Source organism: Pelagerythrobacter marinus, from assembly GCF_009827515.1.
GTDB lineage: Bacteria > Pseudomonadota > Alphaproteobacteria > Sphingomonadales > Sphingomonadaceae > Pelagerythrobacter > Pelagerythrobacter marinus.
The window spans coordinates 99231-119986 of record NZ_WTYO01000007.1; the positions used below are offsets into that span (position 1 = coordinate 99231).

Annotated in this window: 19 protein-coding genes; 14 read left to right on the top strand and 5 right to left on the bottom strand. The window is 69.5% G+C overall.

The features are described from left to right. The first annotated feature begins 32 nt into the window (after positions 1 to 32). The 3 genes from GRI72_RS13490 (at position 33) to GRI72_RS13500 (ending at position 1716) form a co-directional block, all read left to right on the top strand. Positions 33 to 779 carry a YebC/PmpR family DNA-binding transcriptional regulator gene (locus tag GRI72_RS13490; protein ID WP_160734442.1) on the top strand — a complete coding sequence of 249 codons (747 nt, stop codon included), beginning with the start codon at positions 33 to 35 and terminating at the stop codon, positions 777 to 779. 147 nt (positions 780 to 926) lie between these two features. Further along, on the top strand, positions 927 to 1397 hold the full coding sequence (ruvC, locus tag GRI72_RS13495) for a crossover junction endodeoxyribonuclease RuvC (protein WP_160734443.1): 471 nt from the start codon (positions 927 to 929) through the stop codon (positions 1395 to 1397). Between the two features lie 7 nt (positions 1398 to 1404). Then, the gene (locus GRI72_RS13500; RefSeq protein WP_160734444.1) at positions 1405 to 1716 is read left to right on the top strand and encodes an antibiotic biosynthesis monooxygenase family protein; all 312 of its coding nucleotides are present in this window, start codon (positions 1405 to 1407) and stop codon (positions 1714 to 1716) included. 60 nt (positions 1717 to 1776) lie between these two features. On the opposite strand, the gene GRI72_RS13505 is transcribed toward GRI72_RS13500, so the two are convergent. Further along, entirely contained in the window at positions 1777 to 2364 is a 588-nt protein-coding gene (locus tag GRI72_RS13505) for a DUF2165 family protein (protein WP_160734445.1), read from the bottom strand. 131 nt (positions 2365 to 2495) lie between these two features. Between GRI72_RS13505 and GRI72_RS13510 the strand changes: the two genes are divergently transcribed. Beyond that, entirely contained in the window at positions 2496 to 2846 is a 351-nt protein-coding gene (locus GRI72_RS13510) for an arsenate reductase (protein WP_160734446.1), read from the top strand. Beyond that, entirely contained in the window at positions 2825 to 3883 is a 1059-nt protein-coding gene (locus GRI72_RS13515; protein ID WP_160734447.1) for a glycerophosphodiester phosphodiesterase family protein, read from the top strand. The genes GRI72_RS13510 and GRI72_RS13515 overlap by 22 nt, the downstream gene beginning before the upstream one ends. Here GRI72_RS13515 and ubiG read toward each other — a convergent pair. After that, entirely contained in the window at positions 3880 to 4638 is a 759-nt protein-coding gene (gene ubiG / locus GRI72_RS13520) for a bifunctional 2-polyprenyl-6-hydroxyphenol methylase/3-demethylubiquinol 3-O-methyltransferase UbiG (RefSeq protein WP_160734448.1), read from the bottom strand. The genes GRI72_RS13515 and ubiG overlap by 4 nt on opposite strands. Positions 4639 to 4717: 79 nt before the next feature. Between ubiG and GRI72_RS13525 the strand changes: the two genes are divergently transcribed. From GRI72_RS13525 to purT, 5 genes are all read left to right on the top strand, one after another. Next, complete coding sequence (locus GRI72_RS13525) at positions 4718 to 5998, top strand: aspartate kinase (RefSeq protein ID WP_160734449.1); 1281 nt, start codon at positions 4718 to 4720, stop codon at positions 5996 to 5998. 92 nt (positions 5999 to 6090) lie between these two features. Next, positions 6091 to 6756, top strand: a complete 666-nt coding sequence (locus GRI72_RS13530) for a helix-turn-helix domain-containing protein (protein ID WP_160734450.1) — start codon at positions 6091 to 6093, stop codon at positions 6754 to 6756. Positions 6757 to 6969: 213 nt separating this feature from the next. Then, positions 6970 to 7935, top strand: coding sequence for a GGDEF domain-containing protein (locus tag GRI72_RS13535; RefSeq protein WP_160734451.1), 966 nt, complete (start codon positions 6970 to 6972; stop codon positions 7933 to 7935). Positions 7936 to 7949: 14 nt separating this feature from the next. Next, positions 7950 to 9104 (top strand): DUF3089 domain-containing protein, encoded by a 1155-nt coding sequence (locus GRI72_RS13540; protein ID WP_160734452.1) that lies wholly within the window; start codon positions 7950 to 7952, stop codon positions 9102 to 9104. A 52-nt stretch (positions 9105 to 9156) separates the two neighbouring features. After that, positions 9157 to 10323, top strand: a complete 1167-nt coding sequence (gene purT, locus GRI72_RS13545) for a formate-dependent phosphoribosylglycinamide formyltransferase (RefSeq protein ID WP_160734453.1) — start codon at positions 9157 to 9159, stop codon at positions 10321 to 10323. A gap of 58 nt (positions 10324 to 10381) precedes the next feature. On the opposite strand, the gene GRI72_RS13550 is transcribed toward purT, so the two are convergent. After that, on the bottom strand, positions 10382 to 12430 hold the full coding sequence (locus GRI72_RS13550; RefSeq protein WP_160734454.1) for a S46 family peptidase: 2049 nt from the start codon (positions 12428 to 12430) through the stop codon (positions 10382 to 10384). Positions 12431 to 12621: 191 nt separating this feature from the next. Then, positions 12622 to 14838, bottom strand: coding sequence for a catalase/peroxidase HPI (gene katG / locus GRI72_RS13555; protein ID WP_160734455.1), 2217 nt, complete (start codon positions 14836 to 14838; stop codon positions 12622 to 12624). 237 nt (positions 14839 to 15075) lie between these two features. Here katG and GRI72_RS13560 point away from each other — a divergent pair, with 237 nt between their 5' ends. The 3 genes from GRI72_RS13560 to GRI72_RS13570 all read left to right on the top strand — a co-directional run bounded on the left by GRI72_RS13560 (position 15076) and on the right by GRI72_RS13570 (position 17570). Beyond that, a complete protein-coding gene (locus GRI72_RS13560; RefSeq protein WP_160734456.1) occupies positions 15076 to 16092 on the top strand; it encodes an NAD(P)H-dependent flavin oxidoreductase in 1017 nt (338 codons plus the stop codon). Position 16093: 1 nt separating this feature from the next. Further along, positions 16094 to 16948 carry a formyltetrahydrofolate deformylase gene (gene purU / locus GRI72_RS13565; RefSeq protein WP_160734457.1) on the top strand — a complete coding sequence of 285 codons (855 nt, stop codon included), beginning with the start codon at positions 16094 to 16096 and terminating at the stop codon, positions 16946 to 16948. 76 nt (positions 16949 to 17024) lie between these two features. After that, the gene (locus GRI72_RS13570) at positions 17025 to 17570 is read left to right on the top strand and encodes a DUF421 domain-containing protein (RefSeq protein ID WP_160734458.1); all 546 of its coding nucleotides are present in this window, start codon (positions 17025 to 17027) and stop codon (positions 17568 to 17570) included. 34 nt (positions 17571 to 17604) lie between these two features. Here GRI72_RS13570 and GRI72_RS13575 read toward each other — a convergent pair whose 3' ends face one another. Next, positions 17605 to 19119: an aldehyde dehydrogenase family protein gene (locus GRI72_RS13575; protein ID WP_160734459.1), complete on the bottom strand. Its 1515-nt coding sequence runs from the start codon at positions 19117 to 19119 to the stop codon at positions 17605 to 17607. Positions 19120 to 19265: 146 nt separating this feature from the next. Between GRI72_RS13575 and GRI72_RS13580 the strand changes: the two genes are divergently transcribed. Then, the gene (locus GRI72_RS13580; RefSeq protein WP_160734460.1) at positions 19266 to 20180 is read left to right on the top strand and encodes a dienelactone hydrolase family protein; all 915 of its coding nucleotides are present in this window, start codon (positions 19266 to 19268) and stop codon (positions 20178 to 20180) included. The last annotated feature ends 576 nt before the right edge of the window (positions 20181 to 20756 follow it).

The following is a 20756-nucleotide window of genomic DNA, read 5'->3' on the forward strand; positions in this document are numbered from 1 at the left end:
GCCCGCATGATCCACACAGATCGCAGGTGACCATGGCAGGCCATTCCAAGTTCAAGAACATCATGCACCGCAAGGGGGCGCAGGACAAGAAGCGCTCCAACCTCTTCTCCAAGCTCAGCCGCGAGATCACCGTGGCCGCGCGCCTCGGTGCCCCCGATCCCGACATGAACCCGCGCCTGCGCCTGGCGGTGAACAACGCCAAGGCCCAGTCGATGCCGAAGGACAATATCCAGCGCGCGATCGACAAGGCGAGCGGCGGGGATGACGAGAACTACGAGGAAGTGCGCTACGAAGGCTACGGCCCGGGCGGGGTGGCCCTGATCGTCGAGGCGCTGACCGACAACCGCAACCGCACGGCCACCGCCGTGCGCACGGCCTTCTCCAAGAACGGCGGAAACCTCGGTACCGAGGGATCGGTCGCGCACGGGTTCGAGCGCAAGGGCCTGATCGAGTACCCGGCCGACGTCGGCGACGAGGAAAAGGTGCTCGAGGCCGCGATCGAGGCGGGGGCCGACGATGTCGAGAGCGACGAGAACGGCCACACGATCTGGACCGAGATGGAGGCGCTGCACGAAGTCGCCGGCGCGCTGGAAAAGACCCTGGGCGAGGCGGAGAACGTCAAGCTGGCGTGGAAGCCCAACATCACCGTGGAGATGGACGAAGGCTCGGCCGGCACCCTGCTCAAGCTGGTCGATGCGCTCGACGACGACGACGACGTGCAGACCGTATGGGGCAATTACGAGATTTCCGACGCGGTGATGGACAAGCTGAACGCATGAGCCGGTTGGGACGGGGCGTGGCGATCGCGGCGGTGATCGCGCCCTGTCTCATGGCCATCGGCGGCGCTTTCAAGCCCGGCGATCCGGCGTGAGGCCGTGCATCTCCCATCGCGTTCGGCATGACGGTTCGGGCGGCCCGGTGCCGGCATGATCATCCTCGGCCTCGATCCCTCGCTCTCCTGCACCGGCTGGGGCGTCGTGCGGGTGGAGGGCAGCCGCATCGGCCACGTCGCCAATGGGCAGGTGAAGACCGACCCCGGGGCGCCCATCGCCGCGCGGCTCGCCCACCTGGTGACGGCGCTCGATGGCGTGATCGCCAAACATGCGCCCGATCGCGCCGCGGCGGAGGAAGTCTTCGTCAACAAGAACCCGCAATCGACGCTCAAGCTCGCGCAGGCGCGCGGGGCGGTCCTGGCCGCCTGCGGCGCCGCCGGGCTCGAAGTGCGCGAACACGCCGCGCGGCTGGTGAAGAAAGCCGTGGTGGGCACCGGCGGGGCGGACAAGCGACAGGTCCAGGCCATGCTCAAGATCCTGCTTCCCGGGGCGGAGGTCGCGGGGCCCGACGCGGCGGACGCGCTGGCGGTGGCGATCGCCGACGCGCACCTGGGCGGGAGGTAGCAGGCCGATGTTCCTCGTCGTCTTCCGCAACCGCAAGCGCGCCGATATCGACTACGCCGCCTACGATGCGGACGCCCGGCACATGCTCGAACTGGCGCAGGCGCAGCCCGGCTTCGTCTCGTTCAAGAGCTATACCGCCGAAGACGGCGAAGTGATCGCGCTGTCCGAATGGGCCGATGAAGCCGCCGCCCGCGCCTGGGGCCGCATGGCCGAACACCGCCTGGTCCAGGCCCGCGGACGCGAGGAATACTACGAGAGCTACACCCTCTTCGCCTGCCCCGACCCCCGCATCCACCGGTTTGGCGGCGGGGAGCGATAGCCGGCGGCGAGACGTCGCGGCATCTTCCACCGCGTCCGGCAAGGATCGCCGAATGGCCGCTCAGTCGTCCGTCGCGCTGACGAAGAGCATGGTGATGGCCGATGCCATGGCATACATGAAGGCGCCCTCCATCGACCCGGTTCCGAGCGGCGTCTGCCACATCTGGAAAAAAGCGGCGCCGAAGCTCATGAAGAAGCCGAACCAGACCAGCAGGGCGAGGCCCGCGGCAATCACGCCGCTCCGCTTCGCCGCGTGAAATTCTTCCGCCGTTCCCGAACGCGCTGCGAAAAGATCCCAGCCGCCCTTGATGCCGAAAAACGCCACGGCGAGTTCTCCCGCCAGGACCACCGCGAGCGCGGCCCATGCGAGCAGGGGATTGCCGGTCTTGAAGAACATGGTCGCCGGATAGGCCGCGTGGTCTGCGCCGCTCAGGACATAGGCCAGCGCGCCGTGGGCGGCGTCGATGTTCGCGATGTTCTGCAAGGCGTAGAACAATGCATGGAGCCCGATGAACAGAACGAGCGCCGATTTCAGAAGCCTCACCATGTAAAAACCCTCCCCTGTGCGAGATCTAGCAGGCACGGATCGCGGCGGCAAAAGCGCGTGATCGGCGTCACCGGGGGGCGGCTTCGCATACGGGAGGAGCATGGTCCCGCAGGCGGCAGGGTTGCAAGGGGCCTGCCGATCCGCGCTTCCATCTTCTATGGCGCCCCCGTATCGCCTGCGGGGCGCTAACCCTCTTCGACGAACGAAGCCAGTAGCACGAGGTATCGAGGTTCATGACCAGCATTCACTTCTACGGCATCCCCAACTGCGACACCGTGAAGAAGGCGCGCAAGTGGCTCGATGCGCGCGGGGTGGATTACGTGTTTCACGACTACAAGAGGGAAGGTGCCGATCCGGCGCGGCTGCGCGAATGGATCGCGGCCGCGGGGGTGGACCGGGTGCTGAACCGGCGCGGCACGACCTATCGCAAGCTGTCCGACGCGCAGAAGGCCGATATCGACGCGGACAAGGCCGTCACGCTGCTGCAAGAACACCCGAGCATGATCAAGCGCCCGGTGGTCGAGCACCCGGGCGGCTTGCTGGTCGGCTTTGCGGAGGACGAATGGGACGCGGCCTTTTCCTGAACGTGCTGGCGCTGATCGGCGCCGCCCTCGTGACGCCTGCCGCCGCGCAGGATTTCGGCCGGCCGCTGGTGATCGCCCATCGCGGGGCGAGCGGCGAACGGCCCGAACATACGCTTGCGGCTTACGAGCGGGCGATCGACCAGGGGGCCGACTATATCGAGCCCGACCTCGTCGCAACGCGCGACGGCGTCCTCGTCGCCCGGCACGAGACGGAGATTTCGGGCACGACCGACGTGGCCGAACGGCCCGAGTTCGCAGACCGGCGCCGCACCCGCACGATCGACGGGCACGCGGTAACCGGCTGGTTCGCGGAGGATTTCACGCTCGCCGAACTGCGCCGCCTGCGCGCGAAGGAGCGCCTGCCCGCGCTGCGGCCCGCCAGTGCGCGCCACGATGGGCTCTACCCGGTGCCTACCTTCGCCGAGATCGTCGCGCTCGTCCGCGCCAAGGAGGCGGAAACCGGCCGGCGCATCGGCCTCTATCCCGAGCTCAAGCATTCGGAGTACCTGCGGGAGGAAGCGGGGATCGACACGGTCGCGCTGCTCCTGCGCGAACTTGCCACGGCGGGAATCGCGCCGGACGACCCGATCTATATCCAGAGCTTCGAGATCGCGCCGCTGCGCCGGCTCGATGCCCTCGGCGATTACCGCCTGGTGCAACTTGTCGCGGCAGAGGGCGGTCCGGCGGACGCACCGGATATGCGCTATGCCGACATGGTCACGATCGCGGGCACGCGGCGGATAGCCGAATATGCCGACGCGGTCGGCGCAGACATTCGCCTGGTGATCGAAAGCGACGGCACGCCGGGCGGGCTGGTCAGCGCCGCCCATGCTGCCGGGCTGCAGGTCCACGCCTGGACCTTGCGCAAGGAGAACGCCTTCCTCCCGCCATCGCTGCGCCGCGGGGATGGCGATGGCTCGCGCGGCTGCCCGGAAAAGCTCTGGGCCATCCTCGCGCGCACGGGGGTGGACGGCGTTTTCACCGATGATCCGGGGATCGCGGTGGCGGCGCGCGCGGGCGCGACCTGCCCGGCCTAGGCGCGGCGTGCGGTGACGAGGTAGTTCAGCGCCAGATCGTCGGACAGGTGCAGCCCCTTGCCGGGCGAGAAGGCAATGCCGCGCGGCTCGCCCATCGCCAGGCCCGCTTCGGCCAGCAGGCCGCGCAGCTCGTCGGGAGTGACGAAATCTTCCCAGTGGTGGGTGCCGCGCGGGATCGCGCCGACAGCCTCGGCCGCGCCGACGAGGACCATGCGCGAGCGCGCGGTGCGGTTGGGGGTCGAAAGGATCATCAGCCCGCCCGGTGCGAGCCGCTCCGCCAGAGCGGCGAGGAAGGCGCGCTTGTCCGCGACGTGCTCGATCACTTCCATCGAGGTGACGAGATCGAACGTGCCGAGGTCGAGCGCGGCGATGTCCCCCGCGACATAACGGATGTCGAGCCCCGCGCCGCGCGCGTGGCTGGCGGCGGCGGCGACGTTTTCCGGCGCGGCGTCCACCCCCGTCACCGCCGCGCCGAGGCGGGCCAGCGGCTCGCACAGCAGGCCGGCGCCGCAGCCGACGTCGATCGCGCTGCGCCCCGCCAGCGGCCTGGCCCCGCGCGGATCGCCCTGCCAGTGCGCGTCGATCGCCTCGCGCACGAAGGCGAGCCGCACCGGGTTGAGCCGGTGGAGCATGGCCGAGCTGCCTTTCGGGTCCCACCAGTCCTGCGCGAGCGCGCCGAAATGCTCGGCCTCGTCGGGGCGGATGGTTTGGCCGCCCGTAGAATTGGTTTCACCCGAGATTGTTGCATCGACCATGCACCCTCCCTAACAGCGCGCAGGGACCGGCACCAGCGCCCGCGGCACGGCGGGCATCAATGCAGGGGAGCGACGAGACTTGGCGCGCATAGTGATGAAATTCGGCGGCACCTCGATGGCCGGGACCGAGCGCATCCGCCGCGTCGCCAATATCGTGCGCAAGCAGCAGGCGGCCGGGCACGAAGTGGCGGTGGTCGTTTCCGCGATGGCGGGGGAGACCGATCGCCTGGTCAATTTCTGCCGCGAGGCCAATGCCCTCTACGACCCGGCCGAATACGACGTGGTCGTCGCCAGCGGCGAGCAGGTGACCAGCGGCCTCCTGGCGCTGACGCTGCAATCGCTCGGCTGCAAGGCGCGCTCGTGGCTCGGCTGGCAATTGCCGGTCCGCACGGTGGAGGCCCATGCCAAGGCGCGGATCGAGACGATCGATTCCGACGCGCTGATCGCCTCGATGGCGGCGGGCGAGATCGCGGTCATCCCCGGCTTCCAGGGGATCGGCGACGATGGCCGGGTGACCACGCTGGGCCGCGGCGGTTCCGATACCTCGGCGGTGGCGGTCGCGGCGGCGATCGGGGCCGACCGGTGCGACATCTACACCGACGTCGACGGCGTCTATACCACCGACCCGCGGATCGTGGCCAAGGCGCGCAAGCTGAAGGCGGTGACGTACGAGGAAATGCTCGAACTCGCGTCGGTCGGCGCGAAAGTGCTCCAGACCCGGTCGGTCGGCCTGGCGATGAAGGAGGACGTGCGCATCCAGGTGCTGTCGAGCTTCATCGGCGACGACGCCGTTCCGGCCGACGACCTTCCCGGCACGATGATCGTGTCGGAAGAGGAAATGAACCAACTAGTGGAGAAGGGCGACATGGAACGCCAGCTCGTCACCGGCATCGCGCACGACAAGAACGAGGCCAAGGTGATCCTCACCCGCGTGCCGGACAAGCCGGGCGCGGTCGCGCATATCTTCGAACCGCTGGCCCAGGCCTCGATCAACGTCGACATGATCATCCAGAACGTCGGCCGCGACAAGGGCGAGACCGACGTGACCTTCACCGTCCCCCAGGCGGACCTGGCCCGGGCCCAGGCCCTGCTGGAGGACAAGCGCGGCGACATCGGCTTCAACCGGATCATCACCGATTCCAAGATCGCGAAGATCTCCGTCGTCGGGGTGGGGATGAAGAGCCACGCCGGCGTCGCGGCGACGATGTTCCGCGCGCTGTCCGACCGCGGAATCAACATCCAGGCGATCTCCACCAGCGAGATCAAGGTCTCGGTGATGATCGACGAGGACGAAACCGAGCTGGCCGTGCGCGTGCTCCACACCGCCTATGGCCTCGACGTGGACGACGACGCGGGTTGACCTGTCGCGCGGGTTAGCGGGCATTCCCGCCCCGCGACTAACCATTCCTTAACGCGCAGGCCCGAATCCCTTCCGCGCGAAAGGAACGGGCAATGGCGATCGCGGCACACCTGGAAAGCGACGGGGCAACGCCGGGCAAGCGGGGCGCGGCGCGCCTGATGCTGCGGTTCGAAACCGTCGGCAGCGCCCAGTCGGGCGGCGGCCACCCGGTGCGGGTTCACAACGCATCGACCACCGGCCTCCTGCTCGAAAGCGAGGGCGCGCTGTCGGTGGACGACCCGATCGACATCGATTTCCCCCATGCAGGCGTCGTCTCCGCGCGGGTCGTCTGGGCCAGCGGCAACCTCTACGGCTGCCGGTTCGACCGGCCGCTGTCGCAGGCGGCGCTGTCTGCCGCGCAGCTGCGCAGCGAGACGGGGCTCGACCTCGGCGGGGCCGGTCGCCCCGGCCGCGCCGCGGGCGAATCGTTCGCCGCCCGCCTCCAGCGCCTGCGCAAGGAACGCGGGCTCACCCTGTCGCAGCTCGGCGATCGGCTGGGCGTCAGCAAGCCGACGGTCTGGGCTTGGGAAAAGGGTAAGGCGCGCCCGCTCGACAGCCGGATCGCGGCGATTGCCGAGGCGCTCGGCGCCTCGCGCGAGGAGCTGGCCGACGTGCAGGACGATGCCGAGGCGCGCGAAGTCCTCGCCCGCAGCCGCGAGGCGATCGCCCGTGCATATGGCACGGAGCCGGCCAAGATCCGGATCATGATCGAGCTGTGACGCGCAGGCCAAGCGCTTGAAATTACACTTCGCGACTCCCCAACTGCGGCCTACGTGGTTAATATAGATACAAGATGATTCGCCGGTAATACGTATTAGCTAACAGGGCTAACACAATAACGGCCGGGTCTTGTCTTGCTATTACGGCGGCGCGGCCTGCTTGTTGGGAAGTGCCGCCGGTTAACTGAGAATAACGGGGCCGGGGCGCACAGCATGATCCAGGATTTTACCCTTCGCGAGGGGGCGGCACTTTATGGCCTGCTGGCCGAGGGGGACGGCGATATCGTGCTGAAACTCGATCGCGACGGGCTTGTCGTCCACGCTTCCGCCGGGATCGAGCGCCTGGGGATCTCGCTCGCCGACATGCTGATCGCGCCGCACCTGGCCGACCTCGCCGACCCGGACCAGGCCCAGGCGCTGCGATCCTTCATCGAGGTGGTCATGCGCGGGGGCAGTGCGGCCGGCTGGTTCGAATTCGCCGCGCGTGGGGCGGACGGGGCGACCGGCTGGTTCACGCTCCAGCTTCGCCCGCTGAAGGCCGGCGACGGGACGATCGACGGCGCGATCGGGATCATGCGCTCGATCGCGGAGCGTCGCGAGCTGGAGGAGCGGCTGTTCGCCGCGACGCTGACCGATCCGCTGACCGGGCTGGCCAACCGGCGCGCCTTTCGCACCATGCTGCGCCATCTCTCGGTCCATCGGCCGGGCGGGGCGCTGGCGCTGTTCGACATCGGCCATCTGCATTCGCTCTGGCTCCGCCACGGGGCGAGCGCGGGCGACAGCATCGTCGCGGCTTTCGCCAACCTCCTGCGCGGCCTGCTGCACAAGGACCATATCCTCGCCCGCGTGGGGGACGAGCGGTTCGGCGTGCTGATGCCACAGGAAACGCCGCCGGCGGCCGAGGCCCTCGCGCGCGAGATCGTGGGCGAGCTGAAGCGCGCCACCCGGCTGGCCGGAAGCGAGGCGATCGACTTGCGCGCCAGCGTCGGCATCGCCGGGATCGACGAGAGCGCCGACGAGAGCCTGCGGCGGGCCGAGTTCGCGCTGGTCCACGCGCGCGCGCGGCCGCGGCCAGATCGAGCGCGGCGATATCCTGATGGACCAGCGCCGCCGCGCGTGAGCCGGCGGGCATTGGCCCTTTACCTTGGCGCGCACATACCGCATCCTCGAATCGGATAACGGGGAGAGGATCGATGAAGCACGTGTTCGTATTGGCCCTGGCACTGTTCGGGGCGGCGTCGGCCGCGGGGCAGGAGCCCGCGCCGGCACCCGACTATACCGAGGATAGTAGCTGGCTCTGCCGGCCCGACCGGATCGATGCCTGCGCCAGCGACCAGTCGGTAACGGTCGTCGGCGCCGATGGCGCCACGCGGGTCGAACCGCTCGTTCCCGATGCAGACCGCCAGTTCGATTGTTTCTATGTCTATCCGACCGTCTCGCTCGATCCCGGGGCCAACAGCGACATGGAGGCCGGCGCGGAGGAGCGGCGCGTGGCCCATGCCCAGGCCGCCCGCTTCCGCCAGCACTGCCGGGTCTTCGCGCCGCTCTATCGCCAGATCACGCTGACCGCGCTGCGCGAGATGATGATGCGCGGCGGGGGCCGTCCGCCCCGGGCGGCGGCCGTGGCCTTCGGCGACGTGGCCGCCGCCTGGCGCGCCTACCTCGCGCAGGACAACGGTGGGCGCGGCGTGGTCCTGATCGGGCACAGCCAGGGCAGCGGCATGCTCAAGCGGTTGCTCGAGACGATGCCGGCCGCGCAGCGCGAGCTGGTCGTCGCGGCCCACCTGATCGGCACCAACGTCGAGCGTCCGGCCGATGGCGGGGCGGGGGGCGAGATCGCCTGGATGCCCGCCTGCACCCGCGCCGACCAGGCGGGCTGCCTGGTCAGCTACGTCGCCTTTCGCGCCGACGTGCCGCCGCCGTCGGGCAGCCGGTTCGGCCGGGCCGCGGGCGAGGGGAACGCGGTCGTGTGCGTCAACCCGGCCGCGCTGGTGGGCGACCCGGCGAACGCCCGGGCGATCTTCTCCACGGCCGGGGTCGGCACGTCGAGCAGGCCGATGACCGAATGGGTCGCGGGCCAGCCCCTGCCGACGACCGCCTTCACCGCCGCGCCCGGCCTTGTCTCGGCCCGCTGTGCCGAGCGCGACGGGGCGCAATACCTGGCGGTGACCGTCAACGGCGATCCCGGCGATCCGCGGGTGGACGACATCACCGGCGACGTTGTCGCCGGCGGCCGGCGGCTCGACGACTGGGGCCTGCACCTGATCGACATGCCGGTGGTCATGGGCGACCTGGTCGCGCTGACCGCGCGCCAGCACGCGGCCTGGGCCGCCGCGCGGGGCAAGTAGGGCCGCGAAACCGCCATGGCCCGGGCGCGCCTTTCGCGCTAGGCCTGCGGCCATGGCTTTCACTGCGACCATCCTCCTCCTCGGCGCCGGCGAACTGGGGCGCGAATTCGTCATCTCGGCCAAGCGGCTCGGCGCGCGGGTCGTGGCCTGCGATGCCTATGACGATGCCCCCGCGATGCAGGTGGCCGACGGGCGGGAGGTGTTCTCGATGCTCGACGGCGCGGCCCTGCGCGCCGCGGTGGAGAAGCACCGCCCCGATTTCATCGTGCCCGAGATCGAGGCCATCCGTACCGAGATGCTGGTCGAGCTGGAGCGGGAGGGGTTCAACGTGGTCCCGTCGGCCCGCGCGACCCAGCTGACGATGAACCGCGATCGCATTCGCGATCTCGCCGCCGGGGAACTGGGCCTGGCGACTTCGCGCTATCGCTATGCCGAAACGCTGGAGGAAGTGCGCGCGGGGGCGGAGCACACCGGCTTTCCCTGCGTGATCAAGCCGGTCATGTCGTCTTCGGGCAAGGGGCAGAGCAAGGTCAGGGATGCCGCCGGGCTGGAAGCCGCCTGGGATCATGCCGTGGCCAACATGCGCGGCGACCGCCGGCGCGTGATCGTGGAGCAGTTCGTCGATTTCGATTACGAGATCACCCTGCTGACCGTGCGGACGAAGGACGGGGTGCTGTTCTGCCCGCCGATCGGCCACCGGCAGGAACGTGGCGACTACCAGGAAAGCTGGCAGCCGGCGGCCATGTCGCCCGCCGCGATCGCGGCCGCGCAGGACATGGCGCGCAAGGTGGTGGACGACCTGGGCGGCCAGGGCCTGTTCGGGGTCGAGTTCTTCGTCTGCGGCGACGAGGTGATCTTTTCCGAGCTCAGCCCGCGCCCGCACGATACCGGCATGGTCACGCTGGTGAGCCAGAACCTGAGCGAGTTCGACCTCCATGCCCGCGCGATCATGGGCCTGCCGATCCCGGCGCCGATCCGCGCGCGGCCTTCGGCCAGCGCGGTGATCCTGGCCGATCGCGAGAGCGCGGCCCCGGCCTATTCGGGCCTGGCCGAGGCGCTGGCGGTCGAAGGGGGCACGGTGGACCTGCGCCTGTTCGGCAAGCCGACCACGCGGCCCTGGCGCCGCATGGGCGTGGCGCTCGCCAGCGCGGGGGACACCGACACCGCCCGCCGGATCGCGGGCGAGGCGGCGGGCCGGGTACGGATCGAATACGGCTAGGCCCGGCGTTCCACCCGGCAGCGGAGCGGGCGGAGGAGCGGCCCCCGCCCGCGGTGCCTCACTCGCCCGCCAGTTCGGCGACCAGCGCCGGCGCGGGATAGATCGTCTCGAGCGCTTCCTGCACTGCCGCGGTCGAGACCGCGACCGTGCGGTTCAGCGTCCCGTCGTAGCCGTAATTGCCGCCCAGCGAATGGATATTGCCGTCGAAGGCGGTGCCGATCACGGTCCCGGCGCGGTCGATCACCGGCGACCCGGAATTGCCGCCGATGATGTCGTTGGTGGTCACGAAATCGTAGGTCGTGTCCTTGTCGATCCGCGCTTCGTTCGCGGCGAAGGCGGGGGGCAGGTCGAACGGCGGGTTGCCGGTCGCGCGGTCGAAGGTGCCGCCCATCGTCGTGCGGATCGGCACCGCCTTGCCGCGCTCGGTCCAGCCCTTCACCTGCCCGTAGGAAATCCGCAGGGTGAAAGTGGCATCGGGATAGAGCGTGTCGCCGTAGGCGGCGAAGCGGGCATCGGCGAGGCTGGCCCCGGCTGCCGCGAGCGGGCCCGAATACTGCGCGTCGGCCAGCGCCTTCAGCTCGCGCTGGCGCGGGGCGAGCGCGAGGGCGTAGCGGATCATCGGATCGTCCGACGCCTCGATCGCTTCCAGCCCGCCTTCCCACAGCGCCTTGCGGACCGCCGGATCGTCGAGCCGGGTGCCGTTCACCAGCCGCTCGGCCCGCTGCTCGGGGCTTTCCTGGCCCAGGAGCAGGCGCGAATCCGGGTCGTCGACGCCGAGGTATTCGCGCGCCTTCGACAGGCTCCATTCCATCATCAGCTCGTCCACCCAGCGATAGACCGGGCGTTCGTCGAGCACGCGCTTCTCGGTCAGCGGCAGCGCGCTGTCGGTATAGCCCGGCAGCCGCTGGGCATTGGGCTTGGCGCGCTCCTGCGCCGCGAAGACCAGCGTCTGGGCATAGCCGAACAGGTCGCCCGAAGGCTGGGTGAAACGCAGCGGCAGGTAGAGCGCGCGATAGGCGTCCACCGCGTCTTCCACCGCGCTCCAGGGATCGCCGATGTCGGGGTTGCCGGCGCTTTTCGCCTTCAGCTCGGCCTCGGCCGCGGCGAGCTTGGCGGTGAAGGCCGGATCGTTGAGCGCCCTGGTCCGGCCGATATAGACCTTCAGGCTGTTTTCCACGCCGAACAGCAGGTCCTGCCCTTCGCGCGCGTGACGCGGGCTGCGGTCCATCGCCGTGATCAGGCGGCCGCGCAGCTCGCTCAGCGTGGCGAGCGTCAGCGGCAGGCGCACCTCGCGCTCGAAGGCGAGCTGGCTCTGGGTATAGAGGCGGCTGGTCGAACCGGGATTGCCGACGACGAACGTGATCTCGCCTTCTTCCGGCGCGCGCGGGTTCCATTCGAGGTGCGCGGGGCTCGCGACCGGCTCGCCGTTTTCGTAGGCGCGCAGGAACGAGGCATCGAGCGAATAGCGCGGGAAGTTGAAGTTGTCGGGGTCGCCGCCGAAGGTCGCCGCGCGCGCCTCGGGCGCCCAGGCGAGGCGCACGTCCGAATACTTGCGATAGGTATAGAGCTTGTACTGCCCGCCGCCGAACAGGGTCACGACCTGGCACCGGGTGGTCTCGGTATCGGGGCAACCCGCGGATTCGATCCCGGCGATCTTCGCGTCGCGCGCCTTGGTCAGCGCCTCGCCCGAGAGGCCGGCCATCGCGGCCATGACATCGCCGGTGACGTCCGCGATCGCGGTGACCACTTCGGCCTGCTGGCCCGGGCAGGTCAGCTCGTCCTCGCGCTGGCGGGCGGTGAACCCGTCGGCGAGGTAGTCCTTCGCATCGGTCGAGTTGTCGTAGAGGCAGCTCGCGATGCAGTGGTGGTTGGTCAGGATCAGCCCTTCGGGCGAGACGAAGCTGGCCGAACAGCCGCCCGTCAGCCGGACCGCGGAATTGCGCACGTGGTCCAGCCAGGCCTGGTCGGGCGCCCAGCCGTAGGTTTCGCGAACCTGCTCGGCAGGGAAGCCGTCGAACGTCCACATCCCCTCGTCCGCAGCGGCGGGCGCCGCGAAGAGGGGGACGGTCGCGGCAGTGGCGGCGAACAGGGCAGTGCGGATCCTCATGAGACAGTATCTCCCGAAACGTGTTGCGCGCGATCTGTTCTCCGCCCCGGCGCGAATGTCCAGCGATTTTCCGCCGGCGTCGTCTGCGCCCCGCGCGGCGCCGGCCGGGCTGCCGGGCCCTTCACCCGGCACGAAAACGCCCCCCGGCGCACGGCGCGCCGGGGGGCGAAGGGCCTGCCGCGGATGGGCGGTCAGGCCGCCTCGTGGTACTTCGCGTAAGTCACGTCGCTGCGATCGGCGTTCATCACCTTGGTCCAGGCCTTGACGAAATCGCGCACGAATTTCTCTTCGTGCCCGCTCTCCGCATAGACTTCGGCGATCGCGCGCAGCTGGCTGTTCGAACCGAAGATCAGGTCGGTCCGCGTCGCGCGCCATTTCTCGTCGCCGCTGGCGCGGTCGTGGCCGACGAATTCCTCGTCGCCGCTCTCGTCCACCACTTCCCAGGCGGTGTTCATGTCGAGCAGGTTGACGAAGAAGTCGTTGGTCAGCTGCCCCTTGCGATCGGTGAAGACGCCGTGTTCGCTGTCCTTGTAGTTGGCGCCGAGCACGCGCAGCCCGCCGACCAGCACGGTCATCTCGGGCGCCGACAGGCCGAGCAGGTGCGACCGGTCGATCAGCAGGTCCTCGGTCCGCACGCTCATCTTGGTCTTCAGGTAGTTGCGGAACCCGTCGGCATGGGGTTCGAGCGGCTCGAAGCTTTCCGCGTCGGTATGCTCGTCGCCGGCATCGCCGCGCCCGCCGAGGAACGGCACCTCGACATCGAAGCCGGCATCGCGCGCCGCCTTCTCGACCGCGGCGGTCCCGGCGAGGACGATCGCGTCGGCCATCGAGAGGTTGCCGCGCAGCGAATCGATCGTGCCCAGCACCTTGGCCAGTTCGTCCGGCTCGTTCACCGCCCAGCCTTTCTGGGGGGCGAGGCGGATCCGCGCGCCGTTGGCGCCGCCGCGATGGTCGGACCTGCGGAAGGTGGAGGCGGAGGCCCAGGCGGTCTTGACCAGCTGGCCGATCGACAGCCCGCTATCGAGGATCTTGTCCTTGAAGGCGGCGACGTCGCCGTCCGACGGCATCGTCCCGGCCGGGACCGGATCCTGCCAGATCAGGTCTTCTTCCGGCACGTCGGGGCCGAGATAGCGGACCTTGGGCCCCATGTCGCGGTGCGTCAGCTTGAACCAGGCCCGGGCGAAGGCATCGCGGAACGCCTCGTGGTCGTTGCGGAACCGCTCGGAAATCTTGCGATATTCCGGGTCCACCTTCATCGCCATGTCGGCGGTGGTCATCATGGTCGGGACCTTCCTGGAAGGATCGTGGGCCGCCGGGGCCATGTCCTCTTCCTTCTGGTCGATCGGCTGCCACTGGTGCGCGCCGGCCGGCGACTTGACCAGTTCGTACTCGTAATCGAGCAGCAGGCGGAAATAGTTGCCGGTCCATTCGATCGGGGTGTTGGTCCATGATCCCTCCAGCCCCGAGGTGATCGTGTGTTCGCCCATCCCGCTTTCGTAGCCGCTGGTCCAGCCCAGCCCCTGGAAGGCGATGTCGGCCCCTTCGGGGTCCGCGCCGACCAGCGAGGCGTCGCCCGCGCCGTGGCACTTGCCGAACGTGTGGCCGCCGGCGGTCAGCGCCACGGTTTCCTCGTCGTTCATCGCCATGCGGGCGAACGTCTCGCGGATGTCGCGCGCCGAACCCTCGATGTCGGGCTGGCCGCCCGGCCCTTCGGGATTGACGTAGATCAGCCCCATCTGGATCGCGGCGAGCGGGTTTTCGAGCTTGAGCTCCTTGTCGGGATCGATGCGGGTCTGCACGCCTTCGCTGACCCACTTTTCCTCCGTGCCCCAGAACACGTCGGTTTCGGGTTCGTAGACGTCCTTGCGCCCACCGCCGAAGCCGAAGACCGGGCCGCCCATCGATTCGATCGCGATATTACCGGTCAGCACGAACAGGTCGGCCCAGGAAATGTGCTTCCCGTACTTCTGCTTGATCGGCCACAGCAGGCGCCGCGCCTTGTCGAGGTTGGCGTTGTCGGGCCAGGAATTGAGCGGGGCGAAGCGCTGCTGCCCGCTGGAGGCGCCGCCGCGCCCGTCGCCGGTGCGATAGGTGCCCGCCGCGTGCCAGGCCATGCGGATGAAGAACGGGCCGTAATGGCCGTAGTCCGCCGGCCACCACGGCTTGCTGTCGGTCATCAGCGCCCTGAGGTCGCGCTTGATCCCTTCGTAATCGAGCGCGTTGAAGGCCTCGCAATAGTCGAAGTCGTCCTCCATCGGGTCGGCGTGAAGCTTGCCCTGGTGCAGGATCTCGAGCTGGAGCGCATCGGGCCACCAGTCGCGGTTGGTGCGGCCGAGCAGGCTCCGCACCCCGCCGTCGCCGCTGAAGGGGCAGCCGCCCCCGGGGATCGATCCAGTTGCTACGTCCATCTTGGCACCTCCAGTTACAAACGGCCGCGCGGCGGCCCGGCGAGTCGATACGGAGGGGAGGCTACGCCCGCACGACAATCGATCAAAGCAATTAAGACCTATCAGGCTTATCGATAAATGCGATCGAGAAAGGCCGTGTGCTCCCTCCCATAGGGAACAAGGGCCGAGCGGCGGCGGGGTTCCCGCGCGCGCCAGGGCACTTGCCGGTCCGCCGTGCGCGCCCTAAGCGGCCCGACGATGACCGACTATCCCAAGACCGGCCGCCTGATGCAGCGCGGCACCGACTTCCTCGGCTGCGAGACCGCGATCCTGTGCGGCGCGATGAGCTGGGTGTCCGAACGCAACCTCGTTTCCGCGATCAGCAACGCGGGCGGTTTCGGCGTGATCGCCTGCGGGGCGATGACCCCCGAGCTGCTCGACGCCGAAATCGCCGCGACGAAGGCGATGACCGACAGGCCCTTCGGCGTGAACCTGATCACGATGCACCCGCAGCTGTTCGACCTGATCGAGGTCTGCTCGCGCCACGGGGTCGGCCACGTCGTGCTGGCCGGCGGCATTCCGCCCAAGGGCAGCGTCGAGGCGATCAAGGGCGGCGCGAACCCGGCCCGGGTGATCTGCTTCGCGCCGACGCTGGCGCTGGCGAAGAAGCTGCTGCGTTCGGGGGCGGACGCGCTGGTGATCGAGGGGATGGAGGCGGGCGGCCATATCGGCCCGGTGTCCACCAGCGTCCTGGCGCAGGAGATCCTGCCCGCGCTGGCGGAGGAGCACGTGATCTTCGTCGCCGGCGGGATCGGCAAGGGGCACGCGATCGCAGGCTACCTGGAAATGGGCGCGGCCGGGGTCCAGCTCGGCACGCGGTTCGCCTGCGCGAGCGAGTCGATCGCCCATCCCGATTTCAAGAAGGCCTTCTTCCGCGCCAGCGCGCGCGACGCGATCGCCAGCGTGCAGGTCGATCCGCGCCTGCCGGTGATCCCCGTCCGCGCGCTGCGCAACAAGGGCACCGAAAGCTTCACCGCCAAGCAGATCGAGGTCGCCGGGATGCTCGACCGGGGCGAGGTGGAGATGGCCGAGGCGCAGCTGCAGATCGAGCATTACTGGGCCGGCGCCCTGCGCCGCGCGGTGATCGACGGCGATGTCGAAGGCGGCAGCCTGATGGCCGGCCAGTCGGTCGGCATGGTGCGCGAGGAGGAGCCGGTCGCGCAGATCGTCGCGACGCTGATGGCCGAGTGCGAAGAGGCGCTGGGGCGCCGCTGACATGGCCGAGCCGCTGGTCCTGACCCTGAGCTGCGCCGACCGGCCGGGCATTACCGCGCAGGTCACCGGCCTGCTGTTCGAACGCGGCGCCAATATCCTGGAGGCGCAGCAGTTCAACGACCGGGCGAGCGATGCCTTCTTCATGCGGATCGCCTTCGATCCCGGGGTCGGCGACGCCGGGGCCTTCCGCGCGGCCTTCGCCCCCTTTGCCGAACGGTGCGCGATGCGCTGGAAGCTGGTGCGGCGCGACCGGCCGCGCCGCGTGCTGATCATGGTCAGCAGGTTCGATCACTGCCTGGCCGACCTGCTCTATCGCTGGCGCATCGGCGAATTGCCGATCGAGCCGGTGGCGATCGTCTCCAACCACCCGCGCGAGGCGATCAGCCACACCAATATCGGCGACGTTCCCTTCCACCACCTGCCGGTGACCGCCGCGACCAAGGCCGAACAGGAAGCCGAAGTGCGCCGGATCGCGGACGAAACCGATGCCGAGCTGGTGATCCTCGCCCGCTACATGCAGATCCTGTCGGACGGGCAGGCGGCCCATTTCGCCGGGCGCTGCATCAACATCCACCATTCCTTCCTGCCCGGGTTCAAGGGGGCGAGGCCCTATCACCAGGCGCACGCGCGGGGGGTGAAGATGATCGGTGCGACCGCGCACTACGTCACCGCCGACCTCGACGAAGGGCCGATCATCCACCAGGACGTGGAACCGATCACCCATGCCGACAGCCCGGAAGAGCTGGTCCGCAAGGGACGCGAGATCGAGAGCCGCGTCCTGGCCGAGGCGGTGCGCCTCCATGTCGAGGAGCGCGTCGTGCTGAACGGCGCGCGCACGGTCGTCTTCCGCAACTGACCGGCGAGGCGAAAAAGCGGCCCGGCCGGAAACGTATCGCACGCCTGCGCCTTCTATCAGGCAGGAGGACGTGCAAATGGAATTCGATCCGAGCTTCTGGGCCGACAGCTCGCGCCTGTGGGAAGTGGTGGCGCTGTCGGTGGCGTTCTACGTCACGATCGTGCTGCTCACGCGCCTGTCGGGCAAGCGGACGACGGGCCAGATGAACAATTTCGACTGGATCATCACGGTCGCGGTCGGGAGCCTCGCGGCCAGCGGCATCCTGCTGCGCGACGTGTCCTATGCCGAGGCGACCGTGGCGATCGTGGCGCTGGGCCTGTGCCAGTACGCGGTGACCTTCGTTCTCGTGCGCTCGTCGAGCGTGACCAAGGCGATCAAGGCCGAACCGACCCTGCTGCTGCACAAGGGCGTCTATCTCGAAGACGCGATGAAGCGCACCCGGATCACCAAGTCGGAGATCGAATCCGCCCTGCGGCACGAGGGGATCCTAGATCCCGCGGGGGCGAACTGGGTCGTGCTCGAAACCGACGGCACGCTGGCGGTGATCGGGCGCGATGCGAGCGCGATCGGGGAAGCGGAAACGATGGACCACGTCGAGCGGCCCGACAACCTGCCCGCCTGAGGGGGCGGGCGGGGGCCGCCGCGAGGGGACGACGCTAGAGCTGGAGGATGACGGTCTTCAGCTCGGTATAGGCCTTCACCCCCTCGCTGCCGAGTTCGCGCCCAATGCCCGACTGCTTGTAGCCGCCGAAGGGCAGGGCGCTGTCGAGCATCGAGTGGCAATTGCCCCAGACGGTGCCCGACTTGATGCGCGCGGCGAGCTTGTGGAACGCGCCGACGTCGCGCGTCCAGACCCCGGCGCCGAGGCCGTAGAGCGTGTCGTTCGCCTGTTTCGCCACATCGTCGAGATCGTCGAAACGCTGGGCGACGACGACCGGGCCGAAGATCTCTTCCTGCACCACGCTCATCGACGGGTTCACGTCGACCATCACGGTCGGGTTGACGTAGTACCCGCCGTTCGCCGGGGCCGCGTCGCCGCCCATGGCCACGCTCGCCCCGTCCTTCTTGCCCGCCTCGATATAGCCCATCACGCGTTCGAACTGTTCGTGGCTGACCAGCGGGCCCATGCGCGCCTGCGGGTCGAGGCTGGGACGCGGGGCCCAGGCGGGGGCGGTCTCGGCAATCCCCTCGATCAGGCGGTCGAACACGTCCCTGTGGGCATAGAGGCGGCTGCCGGCGACGCAGACCTGGCCCGCGTTGAAGAAGATCGCGTTCGCCGCCCCGCCGGCGGCCGCCGCCGGGTCCACGTCGGGCAGGACGATCACCGGGCTCTTGCCGCCCAGTTCCAGCGTCACCCGTTTCAGGCTGTCGGTCGCGGTGCGGTTGATGATCTTGCCCACCTCGGTCGATCCGGTGAAGGCGACCTTGTCCACATCCGGGTGGCGCACCAGGCGGTCGCCGGCGGTCTCGCCCAGCCCGGTGACGATGTTCACCGCGCCCGCGGGGAAGCCCGCCTCTGCCACCAGGTCGGCCAGCTTCAGCGCGGTGAGGCTGGTCTGCTCGGCCGGCTTGAGCACCAGCGTGCAGCCGGCGGCGAGCGCGGGGGCGATCTTCTGCACCGCCATCAGCAGGGGGAAGTTCCACGGCACGATCTGCGCCGCCACGCCGACCGGCTCGCGCCGGGTATAGCTGTGGAACACGCCGCGCGGCGCGTTCGCCGGCTCGATCATCTCGCCGCCGATCTTGCTCGCCCAGCCGGCATGGTAATGCAGCATCGAGACCGCGCCGTTGACGTCGACCGCCTGGGCCATCGTCTTGGGCTTGCCGTTGTCGATCGCCTCCAGCTCGGCCAGCAGCTCCGCCTCGCGCTGGATCAGGTCGGCGAGCCGGTGGATCGTCGCTTCGCGCTTCATCGGCGGCAGGTCGGACCAGCGCCCGTCGTCGAAGGCGCTGCGCGCGGCGGCGACCGCGCGATCGACGTCGTCGGTGGAGGCATCGACGATCCGTGCCACCTCGCGCCCGCACGAAGGATCCTCGACCGCCAGCGTCTTGCCGTGCGAACTTTCGACCCATTCGCCGCCGATGAAAAGCTGCGGCTTGCGCGCGAGGAAATCCTTCGCCCCTTGCGAATATTCGAGCTGTTCGCGGCTGATGGCGGTCTGTTCGTTCATCTTTGTCTCTCCCGGCAAGAATCGGTCTTTCGCCGCAACCTACCACGCGTGCGGCCCATGCCAATCCGCGTTGCGCTTGCATCGCCGCGCGCGCGCGATCACGATGGCGCGATCGACCGGCAGCGAGCAGGGGCGAGGAGGCGACGATGTGCGACGAGGAGAAGCTGGCCCGCTGGGCGCGCGAGGGGATCAGCCGGCGGCAGTTCGCGGCGCTGGGCGGGGCGGCGGCGGTCGCCGCCTGCACGCCGCCCGGCTTCGGGGGCGATCTGCCGGTGCCCGCGTGCCGGCCGAGCTCGGGATGCGGCCCGGCGGCCCCGGCGACGATCGAGCGCGCGGTGCGCTTCGCCACGCCCGACGGGACGATGGACGGGTTCTTCGTCCACCCCGATAGCGGGCCGGCCCCGGCGGTCCTGTTCTGGCCCGACATCGCCGGCCTGCGCGAAGCGAAGCGCGCGATGGCCCGGCGCCTCGCCGCGCGCGGGCACGCCGTGCTCGTCGCCAATCCCTATTACCGCGACGTGGCGGGCGAACGCTTCGCCGATTTCGCCGAATTCGCGGGCAACGAGGGGTTCGCGCAGGTGCGCCCTTGGCGGGCGAAGCTGGACGCGGCCGCGATCATGCGCGACGCCGTCGCGGCGATCGGCTGGCTCGACGGGCAGGCGGCGGTCGACAGCACGCGCGGGGTCGGCACCCAGGGCTATTGCATGGGCGGGCCCTTCACGGTCTGGACCGCGGCGGCCGTGCCCGCGCGGGTTCGCGCGGCGGCGAGCTTCCACGGCGGCGGCCTCGTGCGCGAAGGCGAGCCGGCCAGCCCGCACAATCTGCTCGACCGCACCCGCGCCGCCTTCCTCTTCGCGATCGCGCAGGACGACGATGCCGAGGCGCCCGGGCACAAGCGCACCTTGCGCGAGGCCGCCGCCGCGGCGGGGCGGCCGGCGCAAGTGGAGGTCTATGCCGGCGACCATGGCTGGACCGTCCCCGATTCCCCCGCCTACGCCCCGGCCGAAGCCGAGCGCGCGTGGGAGGATCTCCTCGCGCTCTACCGCGACGCGCTGGCGTGAGGGCGGGATAAGTCCGAACGCTCGAAAAGCCGTCGCCCTGAACGTGGTTCGGAGTCCATTTCCCCTCCCGCATTGTAGGTGCCGGGCGGCACCATGGATGCTGAAACACGTTCAGCATGACGGGTGCGGGCGGCGGGAAGGCACGCTCTCCGCAACGCGAGCTCCTGCGAAAGCAGGAGCCCAGGATGGCGGGCGCTGGGGTTGCCTCTGGGTTCCTGCTTTCGCAGGAACTCGGCGTGGGTTGCATAGCGGAGCGCGGCACCCCGTTCCACCTTCCCGCAACGCGAGCTCCTGCGAAAGCAGGAGCCCAGGATAGCGGGCGCGGGGGCTGCCTCTGGGTTCCTGCTTTCGCAGGAACTCACGGGCGGAGTATCGTCCCCTTTGGAGGGTGCCCACGCCCGGTCATCCGCTGGCGCGTGCGGACGGTTACGCCGGGAGGAAAGGCAAGCGGACGGAACCGGCCGGTGCCGCCTGGGCATCACAGGATTGCCACCTGGGCGTCACAGGGTTGCCTTGGCAACATCCTTGCGAGTGGCGGGAGGGGTTGCCTTCAACCTCCCGCTCGGCCCTTCGAGG